General features: G+C 46.6%; 19 protein-coding genes, 1 other RNA gene and 1 pseudogene. 3 read left to right on the top strand and 18 right to left on the bottom strand.

The window, feature by feature from the left end:
- Positions 1–13 precede the first annotated feature (13 nt).
- The 8 genes from C7R93_RS01520 to C7R93_RS01555 form a co-directional block, all read right to left on the bottom strand.
- Positions 14–991 (bottom strand): CPBP family intramembrane glutamic endopeptidase, encoded by a 978-nt coding sequence (locus tag C7R93_RS01520; protein ID WP_106837149.1) that lies wholly within the window; start codon positions 989–991, stop codon positions 14–16.
- Positions 992–1,056: 65 nt separating this feature from the next.
- Complete coding sequence (locus C7R93_RS01525) at positions 1,057–1,524, bottom strand: SRPBCC family protein (RefSeq protein WP_106837150.1); 468 nt, start codon at positions 1,522–1,524, stop codon at positions 1,057–1,059.
- Positions 1,525–1,778: 254 nt separating this feature from the next.
- A complete protein-coding gene (recR, locus tag C7R93_RS01530) occupies positions 1,779–2,375 on the bottom strand; it encodes a recombination mediator RecR (protein WP_012683846.1) in 597 nt (198 codons plus the stop codon).
- A gap of 28 nt (positions 2,376–2,403) precedes the next feature.
- Positions 2,404–2,715 carry a YbaB/EbfC family nucleoid-associated protein gene (locus tag C7R93_RS01535; protein ID WP_041749751.1) on the bottom strand — a complete coding sequence of 104 codons (312 nt, stop codon included), beginning with the start codon at positions 2,713–2,715 and terminating at the stop codon, positions 2,404–2,406.
- Positions 2,716–2,760: 45 nt separating this feature from the next.
- Positions 2,761–4,458: a DNA polymerase III subunit gamma/tau gene (gene dnaX, locus C7R93_RS01540; RefSeq protein ID WP_106837151.1), complete on the bottom strand. Its 1,698-nt coding sequence runs from the start codon at positions 4,456–4,458 to the stop codon at positions 2,761–2,763.
- Between the two features lie 140 nt (positions 4,459–4,598).
- Complete coding sequence (locus tag C7R93_RS01545; protein WP_106837152.1) at positions 4,599–6,032, bottom strand: PAS domain-containing sensor histidine kinase; 1,434 nt, start codon at positions 6,030–6,032, stop codon at positions 4,599–4,601.
- A gap of 231 nt (positions 6,033–6,263) precedes the next feature.
- An RNA gene (gene ffs, locus C7R93_RS01550) (signal recognition particle sRNA large type) lies at positions 6,264–6,528 on the bottom strand.
- A gap of 55 nt (positions 6,529–6,583) precedes the next feature.
- Positions 6,584–8,353: an HD-GYP domain-containing protein gene (locus C7R93_RS01555; protein ID WP_106837153.1), complete on the bottom strand. Its 1,770-nt coding sequence runs from the start codon at positions 8,351–8,353 to the stop codon at positions 6,584–6,586.
- A gap of 213 nt (positions 8,354–8,566) precedes the next feature.
- Here C7R93_RS01555 and C7R93_RS01560 point away from each other — a divergent pair, with 213 nt between their 5' ends.
- On the top strand, positions 8,567–9,457 hold the full coding sequence (locus C7R93_RS01560; RefSeq protein ID WP_106837154.1) for an EamA family transporter: 891 nt from the start codon (positions 8,567–8,569) through the stop codon (positions 9,455–9,457).
- A gap of 124 nt (positions 9,458–9,581) precedes the next feature.
- Here C7R93_RS01560 and C7R93_RS01565 read toward each other — a convergent pair whose 3' ends face one another.
- Both C7R93_RS01565 and C7R93_RS01570 read right to left on the bottom strand, forming a co-directional pair.
- A complete protein-coding gene (locus C7R93_RS01565) occupies positions 9,582–10,241 on the bottom strand; it encodes a DedA family protein (protein WP_106837155.1) in 660 nt (219 codons plus the stop codon).
- A 12-nt stretch (positions 10,242–10,253) separates the two neighbouring features.
- Entirely contained in the window at positions 10,254–10,853 is a 600-nt protein-coding gene (locus tag C7R93_RS01570; RefSeq protein WP_106837156.1) for a class I SAM-dependent methyltransferase, read from the bottom strand.
- A gap of 236 nt (positions 10,854–11,089) precedes the next feature.
- On the opposite strand from C7R93_RS01570, the gene C7R93_RS01575 reads away from it, so the two are divergent.
- Positions 11,090–11,398, top strand: a complete 309-nt coding sequence (locus tag C7R93_RS01575; protein ID WP_106837157.1) for a DUF4870 domain-containing protein — start codon at positions 11,090–11,092, stop codon at positions 11,396–11,398.
- 81 nt (positions 11,399–11,479) lie between these two features.
- Here C7R93_RS01575 and C7R93_RS01580 read toward each other — a convergent pair whose 3' ends face one another.
- From C7R93_RS01580 to C7R93_RS01615, 8 genes and pseudogenes are all read right to left on the bottom strand, one after another.
- Positions 11,480–12,112, bottom strand: coding sequence for an NAD(P)-dependent oxidoreductase (locus C7R93_RS01580; RefSeq protein ID WP_106837158.1), 633 nt, complete (start codon positions 12,110–12,112; stop codon positions 11,480–11,482).
- 188 nt (positions 12,113–12,300) lie between these two features.
- Positions 12,301–12,690 carry a rhodanese-like domain-containing protein gene (locus C7R93_RS01585; RefSeq protein WP_106837159.1) on the bottom strand — a complete coding sequence of 130 codons (390 nt, stop codon included), beginning with the start codon at positions 12,688–12,690 and terminating at the stop codon, positions 12,301–12,303.
- 24 nt (positions 12,691–12,714) lie between these two features.
- Positions 12,715–12,981 (bottom strand): metal-sensitive transcriptional regulator, encoded by a 267-nt coding sequence (locus tag C7R93_RS01590; RefSeq protein ID WP_106837160.1) that lies wholly within the window; start codon positions 12,979–12,981, stop codon positions 12,715–12,717.
- A gap of 113 nt (positions 12,982–13,094) precedes the next feature.
- Positions 13,095–13,577: a DsrE/DsrF/DrsH-like family protein gene (locus C7R93_RS01595; protein WP_007719857.1), complete on the bottom strand. Its 483-nt coding sequence runs from the start codon at positions 13,575–13,577 to the stop codon at positions 13,095–13,097.
- A gap of 84 nt (positions 13,578–13,661) precedes the next feature.
- Positions 13,662–14,450, bottom strand: coding sequence for a sulfite exporter TauE/SafE family protein (locus tag C7R93_RS01600; protein WP_106837161.1), 789 nt, complete (start codon positions 14,448–14,450; stop codon positions 13,662–13,664).
- Between the two features lie 331 nt (positions 14,451–14,781).
- On the bottom strand, positions 14,782–15,006 hold the full coding sequence (locus C7R93_RS01605) for a sulfurtransferase TusA family protein (RefSeq protein ID WP_007719853.1): 225 nt from the start codon (positions 15,004–15,006) through the stop codon (positions 14,782–14,784).
- A gap of 34 nt (positions 15,007–15,040) precedes the next feature.
- On the bottom strand, positions 15,041–16,192 hold the full coding sequence (locus tag C7R93_RS01610; RefSeq protein ID WP_106837162.1) for an MBL fold metallo-hydrolase: 1,152 nt from the start codon (positions 16,190–16,192) through the stop codon (positions 15,041–15,043).
- Positions 16,193–16,205: 13 nt separating this feature from the next.
- A pseudogene (locus C7R93_RS01615) lies at positions 16,206–16,787 on the bottom strand (sulfurtransferase TusA family protein).
- 174 nt (positions 16,788–16,961) lie between these two features.
- Between C7R93_RS01615 and C7R93_RS01620 the strand changes: the two are divergent.
- The gene (locus C7R93_RS01620) at positions 16,962–17,390 is read left to right on the top strand and encodes a DUF4275 family protein (protein WP_106837163.1); all 429 of its coding nucleotides are present in this window, start codon (positions 16,962–16,964) and stop codon (positions 17,388–17,390) included.
- The last annotated feature ends 11 nt before the right edge of the window (positions 17,391–17,401 follow it).

A 17,401-nucleotide genomic window follows, 5' to 3' on the forward strand; every position in this document is an offset into this window, starting at 1 on the left:
GCAAGCTTCCCCCTCAGTGAAAGTAGTAAAGTACTCCTGTCATGTTGTTCACCGCATGCAGCAAAACGGCTCCCCAGATCGATTGGTACCGATGTCGAACGAATCCGAGTAAAAGTCCAATGACAAAAAGCGGAGCGAACAGAGCGATATCCATGTGCAGGAGCCCAAACCAGAGACTGCTCAGGAAGATACCCACAATTGGCCCGTTTCTCTGAACCAGATAAGTCTGAATCACGCCGCGAAACAAAATCTCCTCCGCAATCGGAACCAACATACCAATGACCAGAAGTGAGGTGAGCGCCGCCAAAATATCTGTTTCCTTCGCCTGCACAATCTCTTTTTCGATCTGCTGTTCTCGCTCTGATGACAAAGACAGTCCAAGCCAGTCCGCAATCGGGTTCGTCACCACCGCATCCATCACCAGTGCAATCAAAAGAAACAGCGCAGCGAGCATCAACAGCATCCGGCCTAATCGTACAGGTCGGCGAACGCCGATTTCCCCCAGTCGTCCACGAAACCACAGCGGAATCAAAATCAAGAGGAATAGTTGAAAAATAGCTGATTCCAATATGCCTCCGATCGTGCCCGTGGAAAAGAAGGGACCTTCCAGTAGAAACCCATACAACAGCAGTACGCCCGTTTGAAACACATGCAGCCAAGCTACAATATGCAACACATCATTCCCTGTAAGCTCGTCATATTGCCACAGCCATGACGTCGCCTGCCGTCTTTCTTTGAGCAAGCTCACAATGAAGCCAGCGGTCGCAATGAAGCTAAATACCGTTACTGCAAATGCAAGTAATCCTAGCCATACCTCCGGTTGCCCAACGGTGGTAGCGACCCACTTTCCGTCTTCTCCCTTGTGAAAACGAATCATGGATAACTCCGCAGCAAACATGAGCCAATACCCAATAAACAGCATGATCGCCCACGGAGTGGACTTTTGTCGCCGTACCCCACTCGCAAGCGACAGTCCTGGTCCTGTCAGCATCTCCTCACGCTCCTATTTCACTGTATGTCTCGTCCATTCAAAAAAGTCCGGCATTTCTATCAAGATTACAAAGCTTTTATCTGTGCTTCTGCCACTTGCTTGAGATATTCATTGCGCGTTCGCAAAAACCGCGTCATATACGCCTCCAAAAACATCCAATCAGCGAGCTTTCCCAACATACCCAACGGTGATGTGTAATCAAAAATATCAATCATCCTTGTCTGATTGTCCGTTATCGAAATGAACTCATGCGTATGATGAAACCTTTTGAATGCACCCGCAACCATCTCATCCACGAAATAGCGCGGCTCCTCCATCTCTGTGATTTTCACCGTCAAATTCTGCTTGATACCGAAGTGAATGGCTTCCCATGTAACCGTCTCGCCCTGGTTTATCAGTCCGCTCGTTACTCCTCCAATCGCTCTCTCCTTCGTGCTCGCGGTCGATTCCATATGCAAATCAATGCTTCTGGCAGCATCGAAGCAAGCCTGTTGCGGTGCATGTATCAAAAACTCCATACGAATAACCGGCATACCGCATCCTCCTCCTAGAACGAAAAAAAGACAGGCAGCCCCCGTCTTCTTTTCTATCTTTATCGTACTATGTCTAGGACGATATTTAAAAAGTCGTCCTTTCAGCACCGAGAAAGTGGCGAGATCCTGAAGAAGGAGGAGCGGAGTGTAGGGGACCTACATGAGCACCGGACTTCGAAGGTGAACGCCAATTTCGATGTCGAATGATCATCTAGAACTACATCGTGATCAAAGGACGACTTTTTAAATTTCCTTTATAGGTCGCGTCTGCCTTCCAATGCTTTGGTCAGCGTGACTTCATCGGCGTACTCCAAATCTCCACCGACTGGCAAGCCATGCGCGATACGTGTCACGCGAATGCCAAAAGGTTTAATCAGCCGGGAAATGTACATCGCTGTCGCTTCCCCTTCGATATTCGGATTGGTCGCCAAAATGACTTCCTTCACCTGCTCGTCACCGAGGCGCTTCAACAGGTCAGGAATGCGAATATCCTCCGGTCCGATCCCATCCATAGGAGAAATCGCCCCGTGCAAAACGTGATAATACCCTTCAAACTCTCTCGTCTTCTCCATCGCTACCACATCTCGCGGCTCTTGCACCACACAGATGATCGAGCCGTCGCGACGTTTGTCCCGACAAATATGACACGGGTCGAGATCGGTAATATTGTTGCAGACCGAGCAGTAATGAAGCTGACGTTTGGCATTGACCAATGCTTTTGCCAGATCAAGCACGTCGTCCTCTTTCATATTGAGCACAAAAAAGGCAAGCCGCCCAGCCGTTTTGGGACCGATGCCAGGCAATTTCATAAAACCATCAATGAGCTTTGAGACCGGTTCTGGATAAAACATCGCCTACTCCTCTTTTCCTGCCCAATTTTTAGAACAGGCCTGGGATGTTCATGCCTCCGGTAAATTTGCCCATTTCCTTGCCTACCATCTCGTCTGCTTTGCGCAGTGCATCGTTCACAGCAGTGAGCACCAGGTCTTGCAGCATTTCTACATCTTCAGGGTCTACTACTTCTGGCTTGATCACGATGTCTTTGATTTGCTTATGTCCATCGATTTTCACAGTGATAGCACCGCCACCAGCAGAGCCTTCCACGATTCTATCTTTCAAGCCTTCTTGCGCTTTTTGCATTTCTTCCTGCATTTTTTTCACTTGCTTCATCATTTGTTGCATTTGCTGCATGTTTTTCATTGAGGTATCCTCCCTAAATGGTTATGAGTGTATGATTTAGTCTTTCACTTCAACAAGACCTTCTCCGACGAGCTTGATGGCTTCCGCCAAAAACGGGTCTTCTTCCGGCTCATCAGAAGCGTCTTTTTGACCAACCTGCTGGTCTACACTTTGCCACTCTTCCTCCATGACAGACAAGAGCTGCAGGGGCTTGCCCAGCACCGTAGACATAACGCGCTCGATCACGCTCCGAAGCTCTGCCTCCATCGTCTTATCGCAATGGATGGCACTGTTGAAGGTTACGACAACGGCATCATTGCCGGCAGCAACCGGTTGACCATTGACTAGCCAAGCCTGGTACTGGATCTTGATCTTTTTCAGTTCAGTCAATATTTGACTCCACTGCCCGCGTACCTGTCTCGTCAAATTCTCATCCATGGCCTTCGCGACTTCCCTGACTCTATTCAGCGGGGTTCGTGAACCACCAGAAGCCGCAGCTATGCGCCTTGGCTCGTTCTTGCGCGTTTCCTCGGCCTTTTGCTGGCCGGGAATACTCACCTGACCTTGCATCACTTGAACCAAACGCTCTTCCAAAACGCGGATACGATTGGACATCGCGGTCAGTTCCTCGCTGTTAACCGGTGAGGCTCCCATAGATTCTGTCGCATTTGCAGTAGGCTGGCACATTTTGACAAGGGTCAGTTCAACCAGCACCCTCGCATAGGTCGACCATTTTAATTGCGACAAAGCCTGATTGCAGGTCTCAATCGCTGCGTAAAGCGCCGGAAACGAGTACAGGTTTGCAACCTCTGCAAACTGCTCATCAATCATGGTCCGCTCGACAATCTCTTCTAACTGCGGCGCTGTCTTTAATAACAGCATATCGCGGTAATAGTAGAGGAAATCGTGCAGGAACTGCTCTGGGTCCTTCCCTTGCACCATGACTCTATCAAATTGCTCCATGACCTCGGCAACATCGTTTTCGGCAATATGTCGCGCAAGCACAGAAAAGTAAGATTGGGCAACTGTGCCCGTAATCTGCATAATATCACTAGCACGAACCTCGTCCTTGCTATAGCTAATCGCTTGGTCCAACAAGCTAAGAGCATCACGGGCTCCACCTTCAGCCATCTTCGCTACGAGCTGCAGGGCCTGCTCCTCCACCTGCACCCCTTGTGATTGGCAAATCCCTTGCAAAAGATTGACCATCACTTTCAGCGGGATTCGGTGAAAATCAAAGCGCTGACAACGAGAGATAATCGTCGCTGGCAGCTTGTGCGGCTCTGTCGTCGCCAAAATGAATATGACGTGGGACGGCGGCTCTTCGAGGGTTTTTAACAAAGCGTTAAATGCCTCTGTCGTCAGCATATGCACCTCATCGATGATGTACACTTTATACCTGACGTCGCTCGGGGCAAATTTCACTTTGTCGCGAATGTCGCGGATCTCTTCAACACCACGGTTGGATGCCGCGTCAATTTCCAGCACATCCGTTACAGAACCGTTGGAGATGGCTCTACACGTATCGCATTGATTACATGGCTCGCCATCTATGGGCTGCTCGCAGTTCACTGCTTTCGCCATAATTTTGGCTGCACTTGTTTTTCCCGTACCTCGGGGACCGTTGAATAAATAGGCATGGGACAGCCTATTTTCGCGTAAAGCATTACGCAAGGTTGTCGTAACATGCTCTTGTCCGACTACGTCTTGAAAAGTCTGCGGTCGGTATACGCGGTATAGCGCGGTATAAGCCATGTTCGTGTGACACTCCCCATCTGCACAGTCCTCTTCTATATCCTATTCAGTATACACGATTGCCACCGTTCGTACAAAGTGAACGGACATGTCTCACAGAAAAACGCCCCGTTCACAATTGTGCGGGACGCATTCTACTCCTAATACGGCAACATGATATGGAAGGTCGTCCCAAACCCTTTGGAGGAGACACGGATTTGACCGCCAATATCGTGAATGATTTTTTGGCAGACAGACAATCCGAGCCCTGTCCCTTCCTCTTTTGTCGTAAAAAACGGATCAAAAATCTTATCAATAATGTAAAGCGGGATGCCTGGACCCGTATCGTGGATATCGATACTCACTTTGTCGCCATCCGGATCAAAATGATGGGAAATCCGAAGCGACCCTTGCTCTCCCATTGCTTCTATTCCATTTTTGCAGATATTAATGAACACTTGCTTCAACAGCTCGGTATCTCCGACAACCATCGGAAGCTTGCCGCGCGAGGCAAATTGGACATCAATTCCGTACAAATTCGCCTGTGACTCGACGATCGGCAAAATTTCTTCAAAAACGGTATTTAAGTCGACCATGGAATATTGAATATTACGCGGCTTGCTCAATAGTAGGAATTCACTGACTAAAGAATTGATACGATTGATTTCGGTGAGCATGATTTCGGTGTACGTTTTCTCCCTTTCCATGCCGCTGTCACCGAATGTCTTGAGGAACATTTGCAGAAATCCTTTGATCGAGGTAAGTGGATTGCGAATCTCGTGCGCTGTACCAGCAGCAATTTGCCCGATCATCGCCAAGCGTTCATTCCGCTCGAGCTTTTGGGCGAAGGATCGCAGGTTTGTAATGTCTTTGAAAAGAATAAACGCTCCTACTGTTTTCCCTGATTCGTCTTGGAGTGTATTTGCGTCGACAATCAGCTCATAGCGTTGGTTGTCATTGGTCCAGGAAGTTGCGACATTTTGCAGCTTCACGCCTTCCAACAGTTCTTTTTTAATAAACCGATGTGGTTCGGGGATGCCGCTAAATACTTGATCGACGTGTTTATTGATGACGTCCAGTCTCTCCATACCCAGCAGCTTGCACGCTGTCTGACTGGCTTCGATAATGATCGATTTCTCGTCGAGGATAAACAAGCCCATGCTTGTATCATAGGTCAGTTTGGTCAGCAATCGTTGCGACAAAAGCTGGTCGCTTTCTTTTGCCAGTTGGGGAAAATGGATCATGTACAGAATCTCTTCTGCTTGCTGAGCCATGATCATGACAGATGTGTTCCTGCATCTCCCCTGTTTATCACACCATTCCAGTTCGACCTCACCTTTGGTTCCCACTTCTTCTTCCATTCGCAAATATTCCTGATACAGGTGCTCCATGGAACCTCGATGGCGAAGAAGAGTGCTGATAGGCTGATTAACAAGTTGATCGCGTGAAAATCCGGTTACACGAAGCAGTTGTTCGTTGACCTCCACGATACTACCCGCTTGATTCACCAATAAAACGGCAGTAGGCAGTTGATGCATGAACCGCTGCAATCGACCGGACGAGCCAACGAGATGTAACGACGAAAGTGCACTCATAGCTTGTCCCTCCTGGCCTATGACGTATTTTGAAAGGAAAGAAACCGAAATCCTTTCCGCCTATTATGAAAATTCGTGAAAACGCTCTCGAAACCTTCATTCTCTCCACATGAAAAGCATGGAAATGTTTCGCTAGTTATCGCCAAATTCCAACAAAAAATAATTGGATCGCAAAATAAAAATAGCATGCTTCCCTTTGGAAGCATGCTATCTGTACATGCGTGATAAGTACCGTGCACCTATCTTCGATAATCCTTATCCGAGCGTTACTTATGGTAGCAGCTCAGAGCAGGCTACCCTGCGGCACACGCGATGATCCACTTATGGCTGCTTCCTTCCGGACCTGACCAGATTCATGGGTTCGCGTTGCACAGGACCCGCTCCTCAACACCGCCGCCATAAGGCAGCCTCACATAAGAAAACCTAGGATAGGAATTCAACCCTGCTATTGCGGATTGCAGGTTACAGGGCACCGCAACCTCCCCGTCTAGCACGGTAGACTTAGAATACCAAAGTTAATAGCCGATAGCAAGGAGTAAAGCTATCCAGTGCTAGGAAATCTCTCTATCCTTACTAACTCTTCCCTTACAATCTGTCGGTTGGGTAATCTCAATTGCCCCATCCTCAAACGCTTTTTTAAAAACCGCTACAATGGAAGGATCGAATTGTGTGCCTTGGCATCGCAAGATTTCTTCGTACGCCTCTTTTTCGGACATGGCTTTGCGATAGGAACGCGTAGAAGTCATCGCATCAAACGTATCGGCTACAGCCAGAATACGCCCAATCAGCGGGATCTCTTCTCCTTTGAGCTGATCCGGGTAGCCATGTCCATCCCATCGTTCGTGATGATGCCTTACCCCTAGACTGACATGCGCCAGGCTTTCTATCTGCTCCACAATTTCTCCACCGATAATGGAGTGTCTTTTCATGCATTCATACTCATCAGGCAATAGCTTTCCAGTTTTCAATAGGACATGATCGGGTATGGCTACTTTTCCGATATCATGCATTAACCCAGCGTATCGTAAATCATCACGTGACAACGAAAGCTGCTCCTGTTGCTGTAAATAATCGTAAATAATAAGTGCGTAGTGCGTTACTCTTTCTGTGTGTCCCGCTGTATAGGGGTCCTTCATCTCTACCGCCAAATAAAAGCTACGGACGATTTGATCCAGACTTTTTTGCGAATGCTCCCGCTCTCGTGCAATTAAAGCATGCATCTGTTCTGCCATGGTGTTGAATTTATTTTCCAGCAAGATGATTTCCTTCATGCCCTTTATCGGGACACGTATCGAAAAATCACCTTTCAATAGGGAGTCAGTGGCAGTCACCAGGTTATAAATTGGCTCGCCAATCCATTTAGATAAACGATGAGACACATAACAGGCAAATATAACGATCAAGAAGAGTGTGAAAAAAAAGATGAGGTTTAATCGATCTAACCGTTCATTAATATCGTCTCTTGGCAACCATTCAAAATAAGCACCACCGCTTTGTTCAGAAACGCGACGATATACGTAAATGTCTTCGCCTTCGATGAGCAAAGAAAATATTCCATCTTCCTTTACATGTTCCCACTGACTTTTTACTGTTTCATAATAAGAAAGCTTCTCTATAGGGTGACCAATCTTCTCTTTATCGGTGTGAATCAAAATAGTTCGGGAGGGCAAAAGGACCAACATGCCATACTCTTTTGGGACGACATAGGTACAGAGCCAGTCTGTCAGCTTGTCCAGATCGATTTCCACGAATAAATGCCCCGCCACTTTTTTATTCGGATCCTCTATGCGCTTCCCGAGAAAATATGCTTTTGGGCCACCCTCTTGCTCTTTTCTGGTCAGCAGAACTACCCCATTTTCCCTGGTGCCCCAATACTCTCGCTCCAGCGAAAACAATGGGTTTTTTTCACTCCACCTCTTGTCTTCATTTAATGATAGAACACTCCCATCGTCCCCAAGAAATACAATATTTCCTACTACGTTTTGGTTGCGAGCGAAACGCTTGAACATATATTCCATGGATTGTTCCGTTGTCCATTCGCGCTTAGATTCATTCCTCTTTCCTTCTGAGAGGAGTAGATCATCCTCTGACATACGCAAGATTAATTTATTCGCCAATTCGTCGGTATCCTTTTGGATAGACTGAAAAAGGGATAGGAGCCGTTCATCAACAAGCGCCATATTCGCATCCATGTTCGTCTCGTATAGTTCAAAAACCGCTTCTTGGGCTTCTTCATAAAAAAGAAAGCAGATAAGAAGAGTGGGGCTAAGAACCAGCAATAAAAATGTGGAAAATAATCGATCCCTCCACTTCAGGTACACAAGCCTCCCCCTTTATTCTGAGCTGTTCACCAAACATATCGATACTCCATTTGTGGCGTGTATATTTACATTGTGTACTTCACTATTTCCCGCTGGGATCAAACGTAAACCTTTGTTCGCACCAAAAATGGAATCTTCTTCATCCATAGACAAACGGACGCCGTCGTAATATCCTAGCTAAGAATTATTATCGTATGTGAGGAGATGCATCAGATGAGATACATCCTCCTGGTTTTTCTCGGAGCATGTAGTTACGGCATACTATCAACCATCGTAAAACTTGCCTACAAGCAAGGATTTTCACCCGCAGAGGTAATTGGTGGGCAAATGTTTTTGGGCTTTGTGCTCACCTGGATACCCGCTCTTTTCTTCCTGCGGACCAAGTTCTCTCTTCGCCAGTTGCTACTATTGGTCGCTGTAGGTCTATGTGTCGGTTCCACGGGAATTATGTACTACAATGCCCTGCAATATATCCCAGCCTCGATCGCCATCGTCCTTTTGTTTCAATTCACATGGATGGGCGTGCTGGTTGAAGCTGTGATGTCTCGCCGGATGCCTGGAAAGGAGACGATTTTTTCCCTCCTATTGCTGCTGATAGGGACCCTTTTTGCAGGAGGAATTTTTGAGAGCGGCGGATTGGCCCAATTCCATATCCTCGGTGTCGTATTCGGCCTTCTCTCTGCCGTTTCTTTTACGTTGTTTATTTTGTTCAGCGGGAAAACCGCCATTGCTGTTAATCCGTGGATTCGCAGTTCCAGCATGGCGACTGGCTCTTTTCTGTTAGCCAGCCTGATTTACCCGCCTGTTTTTCTATTCAACGGAGCACTGTTGGACGGGTTGTTTCCATACGTATTTTTACTCGCCTTTTTCGGTATTTTGATTCCGACCGTTTTTTTCAATTACGGTATGCCCCACATAGGACCGGGAATGGGAGCTATATTAGGAGCAGCTGAGTTGCCTATGGCTGTGCTCTCTTCTTATATCATTCTGAATGAATCTGTCTCTATACTCCAAGTGAGTGGTGTCGTGATCATTTTACTCGGAATCATCTTGCCAGAATGGCTGCGCAAGCGAAGCATTCGAAGAAACAAGGCTACCTCATAATCGTTGACCCAAAGCCCATCCATTGTGCCACTGCAGCATATACGGATGGGCTTTTCTATGATAAAAAACAAAAAACCTCTGCTCCACGCAGAGGGTCGTTGACTTCGTTATGATTACATTCGGATTACTCTTTTTGATCACGATTGATCATCAGAGGCTGTGGCGTAGCTGCCATGCTTTTTTGTTTTCTCCAAACGGTAAATCCATAATAAGCAGCACCAATGAGTACCAGTATACCTATAACAGAGAAAATCACGGTTCGATTATTCAACAAGGTCACATAGGAAGTAAGCATCTCCACCTTATTTCCCATGAAATGACCGACCAAAAACAAGATCAGCGTCCATACAAAGCCAGTTGTGTATGAAAACAGGGCGTACCGTGGAAACGTCATTTTCCCGATCCCGACCAAGTAAGGAACCACATGCCTGACGACAGGAAAGAAGTAACTGATACATAGGGCGTAGCTTCCGTAACGATCGAGCAGCGACTGCGCTTGATCTACGTACTTGTTCATTCCTTTTTTACGACTAATCCAGTTCAGTGCAGGTGCACCTAGCCATCTCCCGAGCACATATCCTAATGACAGCCCAGAAACGACACCCAAATAGGTCGCGATAAATGCAGGAATAACATGCAGAAGTCCCATCGAGGTCAGAACTCCTGCAGACAGCACGATCACCTCATCAGGAATCGGCATACCGACAATCCCTAGCCATAACATAAAGAAAAGAGCAAAATAACCAAACTGACCCACAGACTCGGACAGCATATCGACGATCATTTAGAAATCCTCCTATCCGACACCTTTGCCATCATCCTTCCGACAAATGTAGACAAACGCAGGTGGCAGATTCAATGGAACCATCTTCACCGATACTTGCTCAAATACAGCGGAGAGCTGCTTTTTCATTTGCAACGAGTATTGAAAGGCGACAAATACTCCGCCTGGTTTTAGCGCATGATATACCTGATCCATAATTTGATCACGCAGCTCTTGCGGGAAGTTGGCAAATGGCAGTCCTGACAGAATACAGTCGGCCTTGCCCAATCCCGCTTCCGAAAGAACCCGATTCAAATCTACCGCATCTTCGTGGAATCGTACATCGGGAAATAGTGGTTCCAACCTGTTGCGCATATTGGTCTCCTTTTCAAAAGATACCAGTACGGCTTCCGGCTTTTTCTTTTGGTCAATCCACTTCGTAAAAATACCTGTTCCTGCCCCTAATTCCACAATTGTATGTGCCTGCTCCCAATCGATGGGAGCCACCATTTGTTTACAAAGCGCACGGGAGCTAGGAGTAATACTGCCTACTTGGCCAGGTGACTGCAAAAAATTATAGAAGAACATCAGCCGATCCTTCATGCTGGATGGATGATGACAATCGATCATCATGTCTATATGCTCCCTTCTTTCGTTTGCTTGTTCTCCATCATATCCAAAAAACATTACGAATTATCTACCAAAAACGAAAGATTTTCTTACTACTATAACAGTAAACGAATGGAAATAAAAATTCCTCCGTCTATAGTCGGATCAAATAATCACGCTCATGATGGTTTTTCGAGTTATTTCGATACGTTACAATAACAGTAGATCAAGTTTACCATCTAATCGAGGAGGACTTATTTATGGATTATAAAGGTGTAAAAGTCATAACGCACGCTAGCACATTTTTTGCACCGATCCTTGTGCCCATTGTTGTCTGGCTACTCGTACAAAATCGTGACGCTAAAAATATGGCGCTTCAAGCTTTGTTCTTCCACATCATTATGACGGTACTCATCGCTATTTCCTGGTTCTTCACCTTCTTGTTGATTGGGATTCCATTCCTGATTGTGTTTGGACTGATGGCGATCTACTATCCGATTAAAGGTATCATTTATTCCTTAAATGGACGCCCATTCTCCTACCCATTCGTCGGTTGGATTGGCAGATAAGCTCGTTACACAACAAAGACCAGCTATCCTTTAGTAGGAAGCTGGTCTTTTTGTTATGGTAGAGCCTAATATCAATCGAGATTAGGAGCCTACTGTGAAGCGCTCATTGCGATGCTTCGGATTTTCAATTTCATCGAGCAACGCCACTGCGTAGTCAGCATAGCTCACATAGCTCTGTCCGCTAGCATTCACTAACAGGTGGTCTTTTCCGAGTTGGTACGCACCTGTTCTCTCCCCTGCTGGGTCAAAAAAGGCAGATGGACTGACATAGGTCCATTGAATATCGTTTGACTCTTCCAATACACGCAAGTATTCTCCATGCTTTTGAGCCGTTGCCAAGTAAGCCTTAGGGAAATCAGGAGTTTCTACGAGACGCAGTGTTTTCGCTTCGTCTACAAACAAACTGCCTGCACCGCCTACAACGAGTAAACGTGTAGAAGGAGCACCCTTCAACGCTTCAATCAAAGCCTTCCCTGATTCTACGTGCAAATGTTCTTGACCTGCTGGTGCACCAAAAGCATTCACGACTACGTCAAAGCTGTTCAAATCTGCTGCTGTTAGGTCAAACACATCTTTTTGAATCACAGCTACGTCTGCCTGCTCGATTTTGGATGCATCACGCACAATCGCTGTCACTTGATGGCCACGATCAAGCGCTTCTTTCATAATTACCTTACCTGCTTTACCGCTTGCTGCTACAATTGCAATCTTCATGATGATATTCCTCCATTTGTATGTTGTGGATGTAACCGAATTAGTTACAACTCTTTCAAAAAGAATAGGCACTTACCGCATCGCCTTGTTGTAATCATTGTAGTTACAACGAAACAAAAAGTCAACCCTGTTTTTTCATCGCATAAAAAAAGCACCCGGGTATTCAAACATACACCAGGTGCTAGCTGTTACTTCTTTTTCGTCGGACCGCTCCAGGTAATGAACCCGCCTTGCAGATGGGTCATCTGAGGAATGCCGTGTTTCTTTAAAATTTTTGCTGCCTGCTTACTACGCATCCCGCTCCGACAGTACAGCAATATATCGTTTTTGCTGGAAATTTCTTTTGCTCGATGGTCGAGCTGAGACAAAGGGATGTTCACCGCTGATGGAATATGACCGGCTTTATATTCGTGCGGCTCGCGTACGTCGATGAGCAGCACTCTGCTTTTTTGGTTGACCCGTTCCTTGAACTGATCTGACTTGAGATTTTCCAATCCCTTCACAGGAACGAAACGAGAGATGACATACCAAATAATTACCGCATAGGCGATCAGCAAAAGGATTGTAGTGAAACTCATAGGAAACTCCTCTCCAAAATCGGTTTAACGGCTCTTAACCAAAAGCTCTACCGCTTCTTTTACTAGCTTGCTCGTGTCTCCACCAGTAGCCTGCTCTTCTAACAAACAGCGTTGCAGGTTTTCCGCCACAATCTGGGCAATAGCCTTGTCTGAAGCGTTGCGAACGGCGGAGAGCTGCGCGACCACGTCTTTGCAGTTTTTCTGCTCGTCCATCATTTTTAGTACACCGCGAACCTGTCCTTCGATTCGGCGTAAACGTCTTTTGATATCGTCACTGTAGTTGTAATCCATATGAATTCCTCCTGTTTCACGACAAGGCATACGTATCTGCTTGTTCACCTTACATATACAGGTATCTTATGCGAAATACAGGCAATGTCAAGCCAAGCGCCTACACCAGCTGTTTAAATAAACAGGTTTACTTTTGCCTGTGTCGCATCCCCCAAATAAGCTGCTACACCTGCATACTCCATTCCGTCGAGCAATTCCTCCTGTTTGAGACCGAGCAAATCCATCGTCATCGTACAAGCGACCAGCTTCACTCCCTGCTCCTGAGCCAGCTCGATGAGTTGTGGAAGCGTCAGGGCATTGTGTTTTTTCATGACATGCTTGATCATCTCTGGTCCCATGCCCATCATGTTCATTTTAGACAGTCCCAGCTTCTTGGCGCCTCTTGGCATCATCCAACCGAACGCCTTTTCAAGCCACCCCTTTTCTACCTTCACGATCTCGTCCTTACGCATGGTATTCAGTCCCCAAAAGGTGAAGAAAATCGTGACATCATGATCATAGGCCGCAGCTCCGTTCGCAATAATGAAGGCTGCAATCGCTTTATCCAAGTCGCCGCTGAACAGCACAATCGTCGTTTTTTCTTTTTGTTTTTCCATGTAAGAACACTCCTTCATAATACTTATACTTGTATAGGTATAAAAATAAACGAAAGAAGCCTTTGCACCGAAAAGCATCTTTCCTTATAGAATGTCACTCCAAATCTTGATCGCTGTTCCACAGATCAGCACAATCAGTCCATAACGCAAATATTTCACGTCGCTCTTGGCGCTGACCATACTACCCACCGGTGCCCCCAAAACACTTCCGATGACCGTATACAAAACGGGCAAGAGCGGAATTTGCCCGCCCGACAGCTTCCCGATCACACCACCGATTGCGGAGATGAATACAATAGCCAAAGATGAGGCAATCGTCACCCGCGTAGGTATTTTCAACACGGTCAGCATGATCGGAATGAGGATGAACGCTCCCCCTGCACCGACAATCCCAGATACGATTCCCACGGCAAACGCAGCACCAGCAGCAATGAAGCGGTTATATGCGACTTCCCCTGCTGCCCCTTCTGTTCCTCTATTTTTCACGAGCATCAAAATCACGGCGATGATCCCCAGTATCCCGTACACCAAATTGATGCTTTCATTCGACAAGTATTGGGAGAGAGCCGCACCAATCAAGCTACCCGCCAAGATGCTTACACCCATATCTCTGACAAGTCCTTTATGAATCAGGGGCGAGTTTTTCCCGTTTCTTTTGCGGAAAGCCAGTACGCCAGACAGCGACGCGAAAAATACTTGAAACATCGATATCACCGAAACTTCCTGGGCAGAAAACTGTGCCACACCTAGTGCCGGTGGTATAAACAGGAGCATCGGGTAGCTGATGATCGCTCCGCCAATCCCGAGCAATCCGGAAAAAAAAGAACCGACAAAACCGAGAGAGACCATGAGCAGAAGCAGCATAACGTCCATATATCCTCCTCGCATTCACACTTAACACATCGGAATACTTAACCCTCTTTTCAAATGAACCATCTTCAAGTAAAATTAATTCCAAGTAAATAACTGTGAATAAGGTGATTTAAATGGTTCGCTTTTTCAAATCCATTTTTCAACATCGTTGCCCCACCTGCCAAGAACCTTTACGCTCACACAAAAATGCCTTGTTCAGTGAAAAACAATGCCCAAATGGCCACTACAAAGAAGAAATCTATACGCACCTTGGCGTACGTATCGTTTATGAAAATCAGGAGTAAGCGAGCACTACCAAAACGGTCATCCAAAAGTGCTCGTTTCTGTCTCCCTACAGCTTTTTCACTAAAAATTTGTACACACCGTTCTCAACCTCATGGGAAACCAGCTCATTCCCGGTTTGTTTGACCCAAGCGGTGAAATCGTTCAAAGAGCCTTTGTCCGTCGAGAGTACCTCCATGGTTTGACCGGATTGCATTCCGTCCATTGCTTTTTTTGCTTTTACGATCGGCATCGGGCAAGCCAGGCCTTTTGTATCTACCACAATATCCGCCATCATTTCATTCCTCCTGTTTATCTTCTCGTTATCGTTATTTATCGTGAATGGCGCAGCGATTTGGCCCTACTTCCATCTCTTGTTGTTCCTCTTCGCTCGGTTTTAATTTCCCCATGTTCACTTGACGAATTTCTTGATACGCATTCGGCTGCGGCGGTAAATGATGCGTAACGATATGCCTGAATTCACTTTCATCCGCAATCGTTAGCCCTGGATTGTTGCGATACAAATCACCCAAACGAGCAGATACGGCACCCATTGGACCAATCTCCGTGTAGCTGCCAAAATGAGCAGGCAACACGACCAAATGCTCGGGGAGCTCTTTATATCGATTATACAAGGTGTTGTACAGGTCTCCCACCCAATCTTCTGCTTTCCCAGCCAAATCCGGACGTCCGATCGATGCTACGAACAGACTGTCTCCCGTGAGAAAATACGTATCGTCTACAATCAGTGACGTACTCCCTATGGTATGTCCGGGGGAATAGATCGGCAGGATCGCGATTTTGGTTGCGCCCACCCAGATTTCCTGCCCTTCCTCTAGCTTCCGATAGGAATACGTAACCTCTTCTGCATCTTTTTCCGGGAGCCAGTACGTCGCATCGAGCCGATCTGCCAGCTTCTTCCCGCCGGAAATATGGTCGGCATGCAAATGGGTATCGATCGTGTGCTTGATCCTCCATTGATGCTTGGCTGCAAATGCTTCGTATACATCCGTCATCCGCAATGTATCGACGACAGCTGCCTCCCCTCCTGATACGATCAGGTAAGACAAACAGCCTTTTCCAATGCGGACAAACTGATAAATCGCACCGCCATCACGAAGGTCGCCCACCTTCACCGGCTCCAGATGCTCACCCCAAGCCTTCATTCCTCCTTGCAGGTAAGAAACCTCCGTAAAGCCCGCTTCTGCTAGCATCTCTGCGACAAAAATGGACGAGCCCTCTTTTGCACAGACAACCAGCACCTTCTGTTTCACAGGGATTTTCTCAATAACAGCCTCTACCCCATCCAGTAAATCAAAGTAAGGGATATTCATGCTCACTACGCGATGCCCTTCGATTCGCCAGTCATCGTAATCGCTCGTATTGCGAACGTCGAGAATAAACAATTCCTCCTGCGCAAAGAGAAACTGGGTAAGCTCGTGTGCTGTCATCGCCTTCACACTTGTTTGTTGTTCCATCATCTTTTTCTCCCCCTTATTGTTTTTCTGCAGGGCCATTCCAGCCGGACATGCCCGGTACCACATTGGTGATTTTGGTAAAACCTTTTTCAGCCAGCAACTAACAAGCCATATCGCTGCGTTTGCCTGATCGACATATGATATAGATGTCGTCATCAGGCTGTAATTCATCTAAGCGCTGTTCTAATACTCCTAGGGGTATTGAAATAGCTACAGGAATGCGGTGAAAAGCGTATTCTGCCGGTTCTCGTACATCAATGAGCGTCAGCTTCTCTTTGGCTTCCAGCTTTTTTTGCAGTTCTTCATTGGAAATGGTCCGCAGGAAGTTCGTCTCCTCCTTCACCTCATGGGTACTCGCTTTTCGCAGGAAATGCTTCCATACTTCCCCCTCCTGAATCGTGCCCAGAAATTCATGCCCTGTATTGTTTGCCCAGCTCTTCAGATCAGCCAATGACCCTCTATCAGTCGCTTGTACCTCCATCACTTGACCGGGAAACATCTCATCCATCGCTTTTTTTGTGCGTACGACAGGCATTGGACATGCCAAGCCTTTGCAATCTAACGTTTTATCAGCGGTAAAGTTCAGTTGTTCAGACATTTTGTTTACCTCCTGCGTTTTGATAAAAATGTGATCGATCAACTTTATACATATACCCCTATGGGTATTATGATATGCGCCTAGTTTTTCTTTGTCAATAGGTGAGACGTGACCGACCTACTCATTCATTCGTATTTTCTTAGAGATGATCTTGTACCAACATGGAGGGGCCCAATGAAACTAGCTGAACGGATGAAGGAGAAGAACACGAAGACAACGGAGCTGTCTATTTGGGGACCGTATTTACGGGAAGAATGGGAGAAGCATTTTGCGAGCCATCTGACCGAAGAAGATAAAGAGAGGATTTTTCTCAAGAATAGAGATGGCTACCAGGGTTATCTGTGGCATTTATTCAGCAATAAGCTAAAGGATTGTCTTGAACGCGAGGAAGCGGATGAAGCCTTTCAGCAAGTTGCCCATGAGTCGTACTATGTGTTTTACCAGCTTGGCGACGAAGTGTTGATCTTGGGAAATGCTGCGGCGTTTTCTGTCGCGGACTTGGAGAAGGAATACGATGTGTACGTGGTGGATAAGGATTTTACCTGGACCTATGTGAAGACCCATGAAACCGGGTGGTGCGGGCCTTATTTTTGTAGGAAGTAGGATGGGGAAAA

The organism is Brevibacillus fortis (assembly GCF_003013395.1).
In the GTDB taxonomy this organism is placed as follows: Bacteria; Bacillota; Bacilli; order Brevibacillales; family Brevibacillaceae; genus Brevibacillus; species Brevibacillus fortis.

Excerpts from the sequence above, each read along its gene's own strand:
- C7R93_RS01600 (WP_106837161.1), bottom strand. The coding sequence starts at position 14,450 with ATGGACGTTATGCTGCTTCTGCTCATGGTCTCTCTCGGTTTTGTCGGT.
- dnaX (WP_106837151.1), bottom strand. The coding sequence starts at position 4,458 with ATGGCTTATACCGCGCTATACCGCGTATACCGACCGCAGACTTTTCAA.
- C7R93_RS01605 (WP_007719853.1), bottom strand. The coding sequence starts at position 15,006 with ATGGCGGATATTGTGGTAGATACAAAAGGCCTGGCTTGCCCGATGCCG.
- C7R93_RS01575 (WP_106837157.1), top strand. The coding sequence starts at position 11,090 with ATGGATTATAAAGGTGTAAAAGTCATAACGCACGCTAGCACATTTTTT.
- C7R93_RS01610 (WP_106837162.1), bottom strand. The coding sequence starts at position 16,192 with ATGATGGAACAACAAACAAGTGTGAAGGCGATGACAGCACACGAGCTT.
- C7R93_RS01560 (WP_106837154.1), top strand. The coding sequence starts at position 8,567 with ATGAGATACATCCTCCTGGTTTTTCTCGGAGCATGTAGTTACGGCATA.
- C7R93_RS01520 (WP_106837149.1), bottom strand. The coding sequence starts at position 991 with ATGCTGACAGGACCAGGACTGTCGCTTGCGAGTGGGGTACGGCGACAA.
- C7R93_RS01565 (WP_106837155.1), bottom strand. The coding sequence starts at position 10,241 with ATGATCGTCGATATGCTGTCCGAGTCTGTGGGTCAGTTTGGTTATTTT.
- C7R93_RS01580 (WP_106837158.1), bottom strand. The coding sequence starts at position 12,112 with ATGAAGATTGCAATTGTAGCAGCAAGCGGTAAAGCAGGTAAGGTAATT.
- C7R93_RS01590 (WP_106837160.1), bottom strand. The coding sequence starts at position 12,981 with ATGGATTACAACTACAGTGACGATATCAAAAGACGTTTACGCCGAATC.
- recR (WP_012683846.1), bottom strand. The coding sequence starts at position 2,375 with ATGTTTTATCCAGAACCGGTCTCAAAGCTCATTGATGGTTTTATGAAA.
- C7R93_RS01535 (WP_041749751.1), bottom strand. The coding sequence starts at position 2,715 with ATGCAGCAAATGCAACAAATGATGAAGCAAGTGAAAAAAATGCAGGAA.
- C7R93_RS01525 (WP_106837150.1), bottom strand. The coding sequence starts at position 1,524 with ATGCCGGTTATTCGTATGGAGTTTTTGATACATGCACCGCAACAGGCT.
- C7R93_RS01570 (WP_106837156.1), bottom strand. The coding sequence starts at position 10,853 with ATGATGATCGATTGTCATCATCCATCCAGCATGAAGGATCGGCTGATG.
- C7R93_RS01595 (WP_007719857.1), bottom strand. The coding sequence starts at position 13,577 with ATGGAAAAACAAAAAGAAAAAACGACGATTGTGCTGTTCAGCGGCGAC.
- C7R93_RS01620 (WP_106837163.1), top strand. The coding sequence starts at position 16,962 with ATGAAACTAGCTGAACGGATGAAGGAGAAGAACACGAAGACAACGGAG.
- C7R93_RS01585 (WP_106837159.1), bottom strand. The coding sequence starts at position 12,690 with ATGAGTTTCACTACAATCCTTTTGCTGATCGCCTATGCGGTAATTATT.
- C7R93_RS01545 (WP_106837152.1), bottom strand. The coding sequence starts at position 6,032 with ATGAGTGCACTTTCGTCGTTACATCTCGTTGGCTCGTCCGGTCGATTG.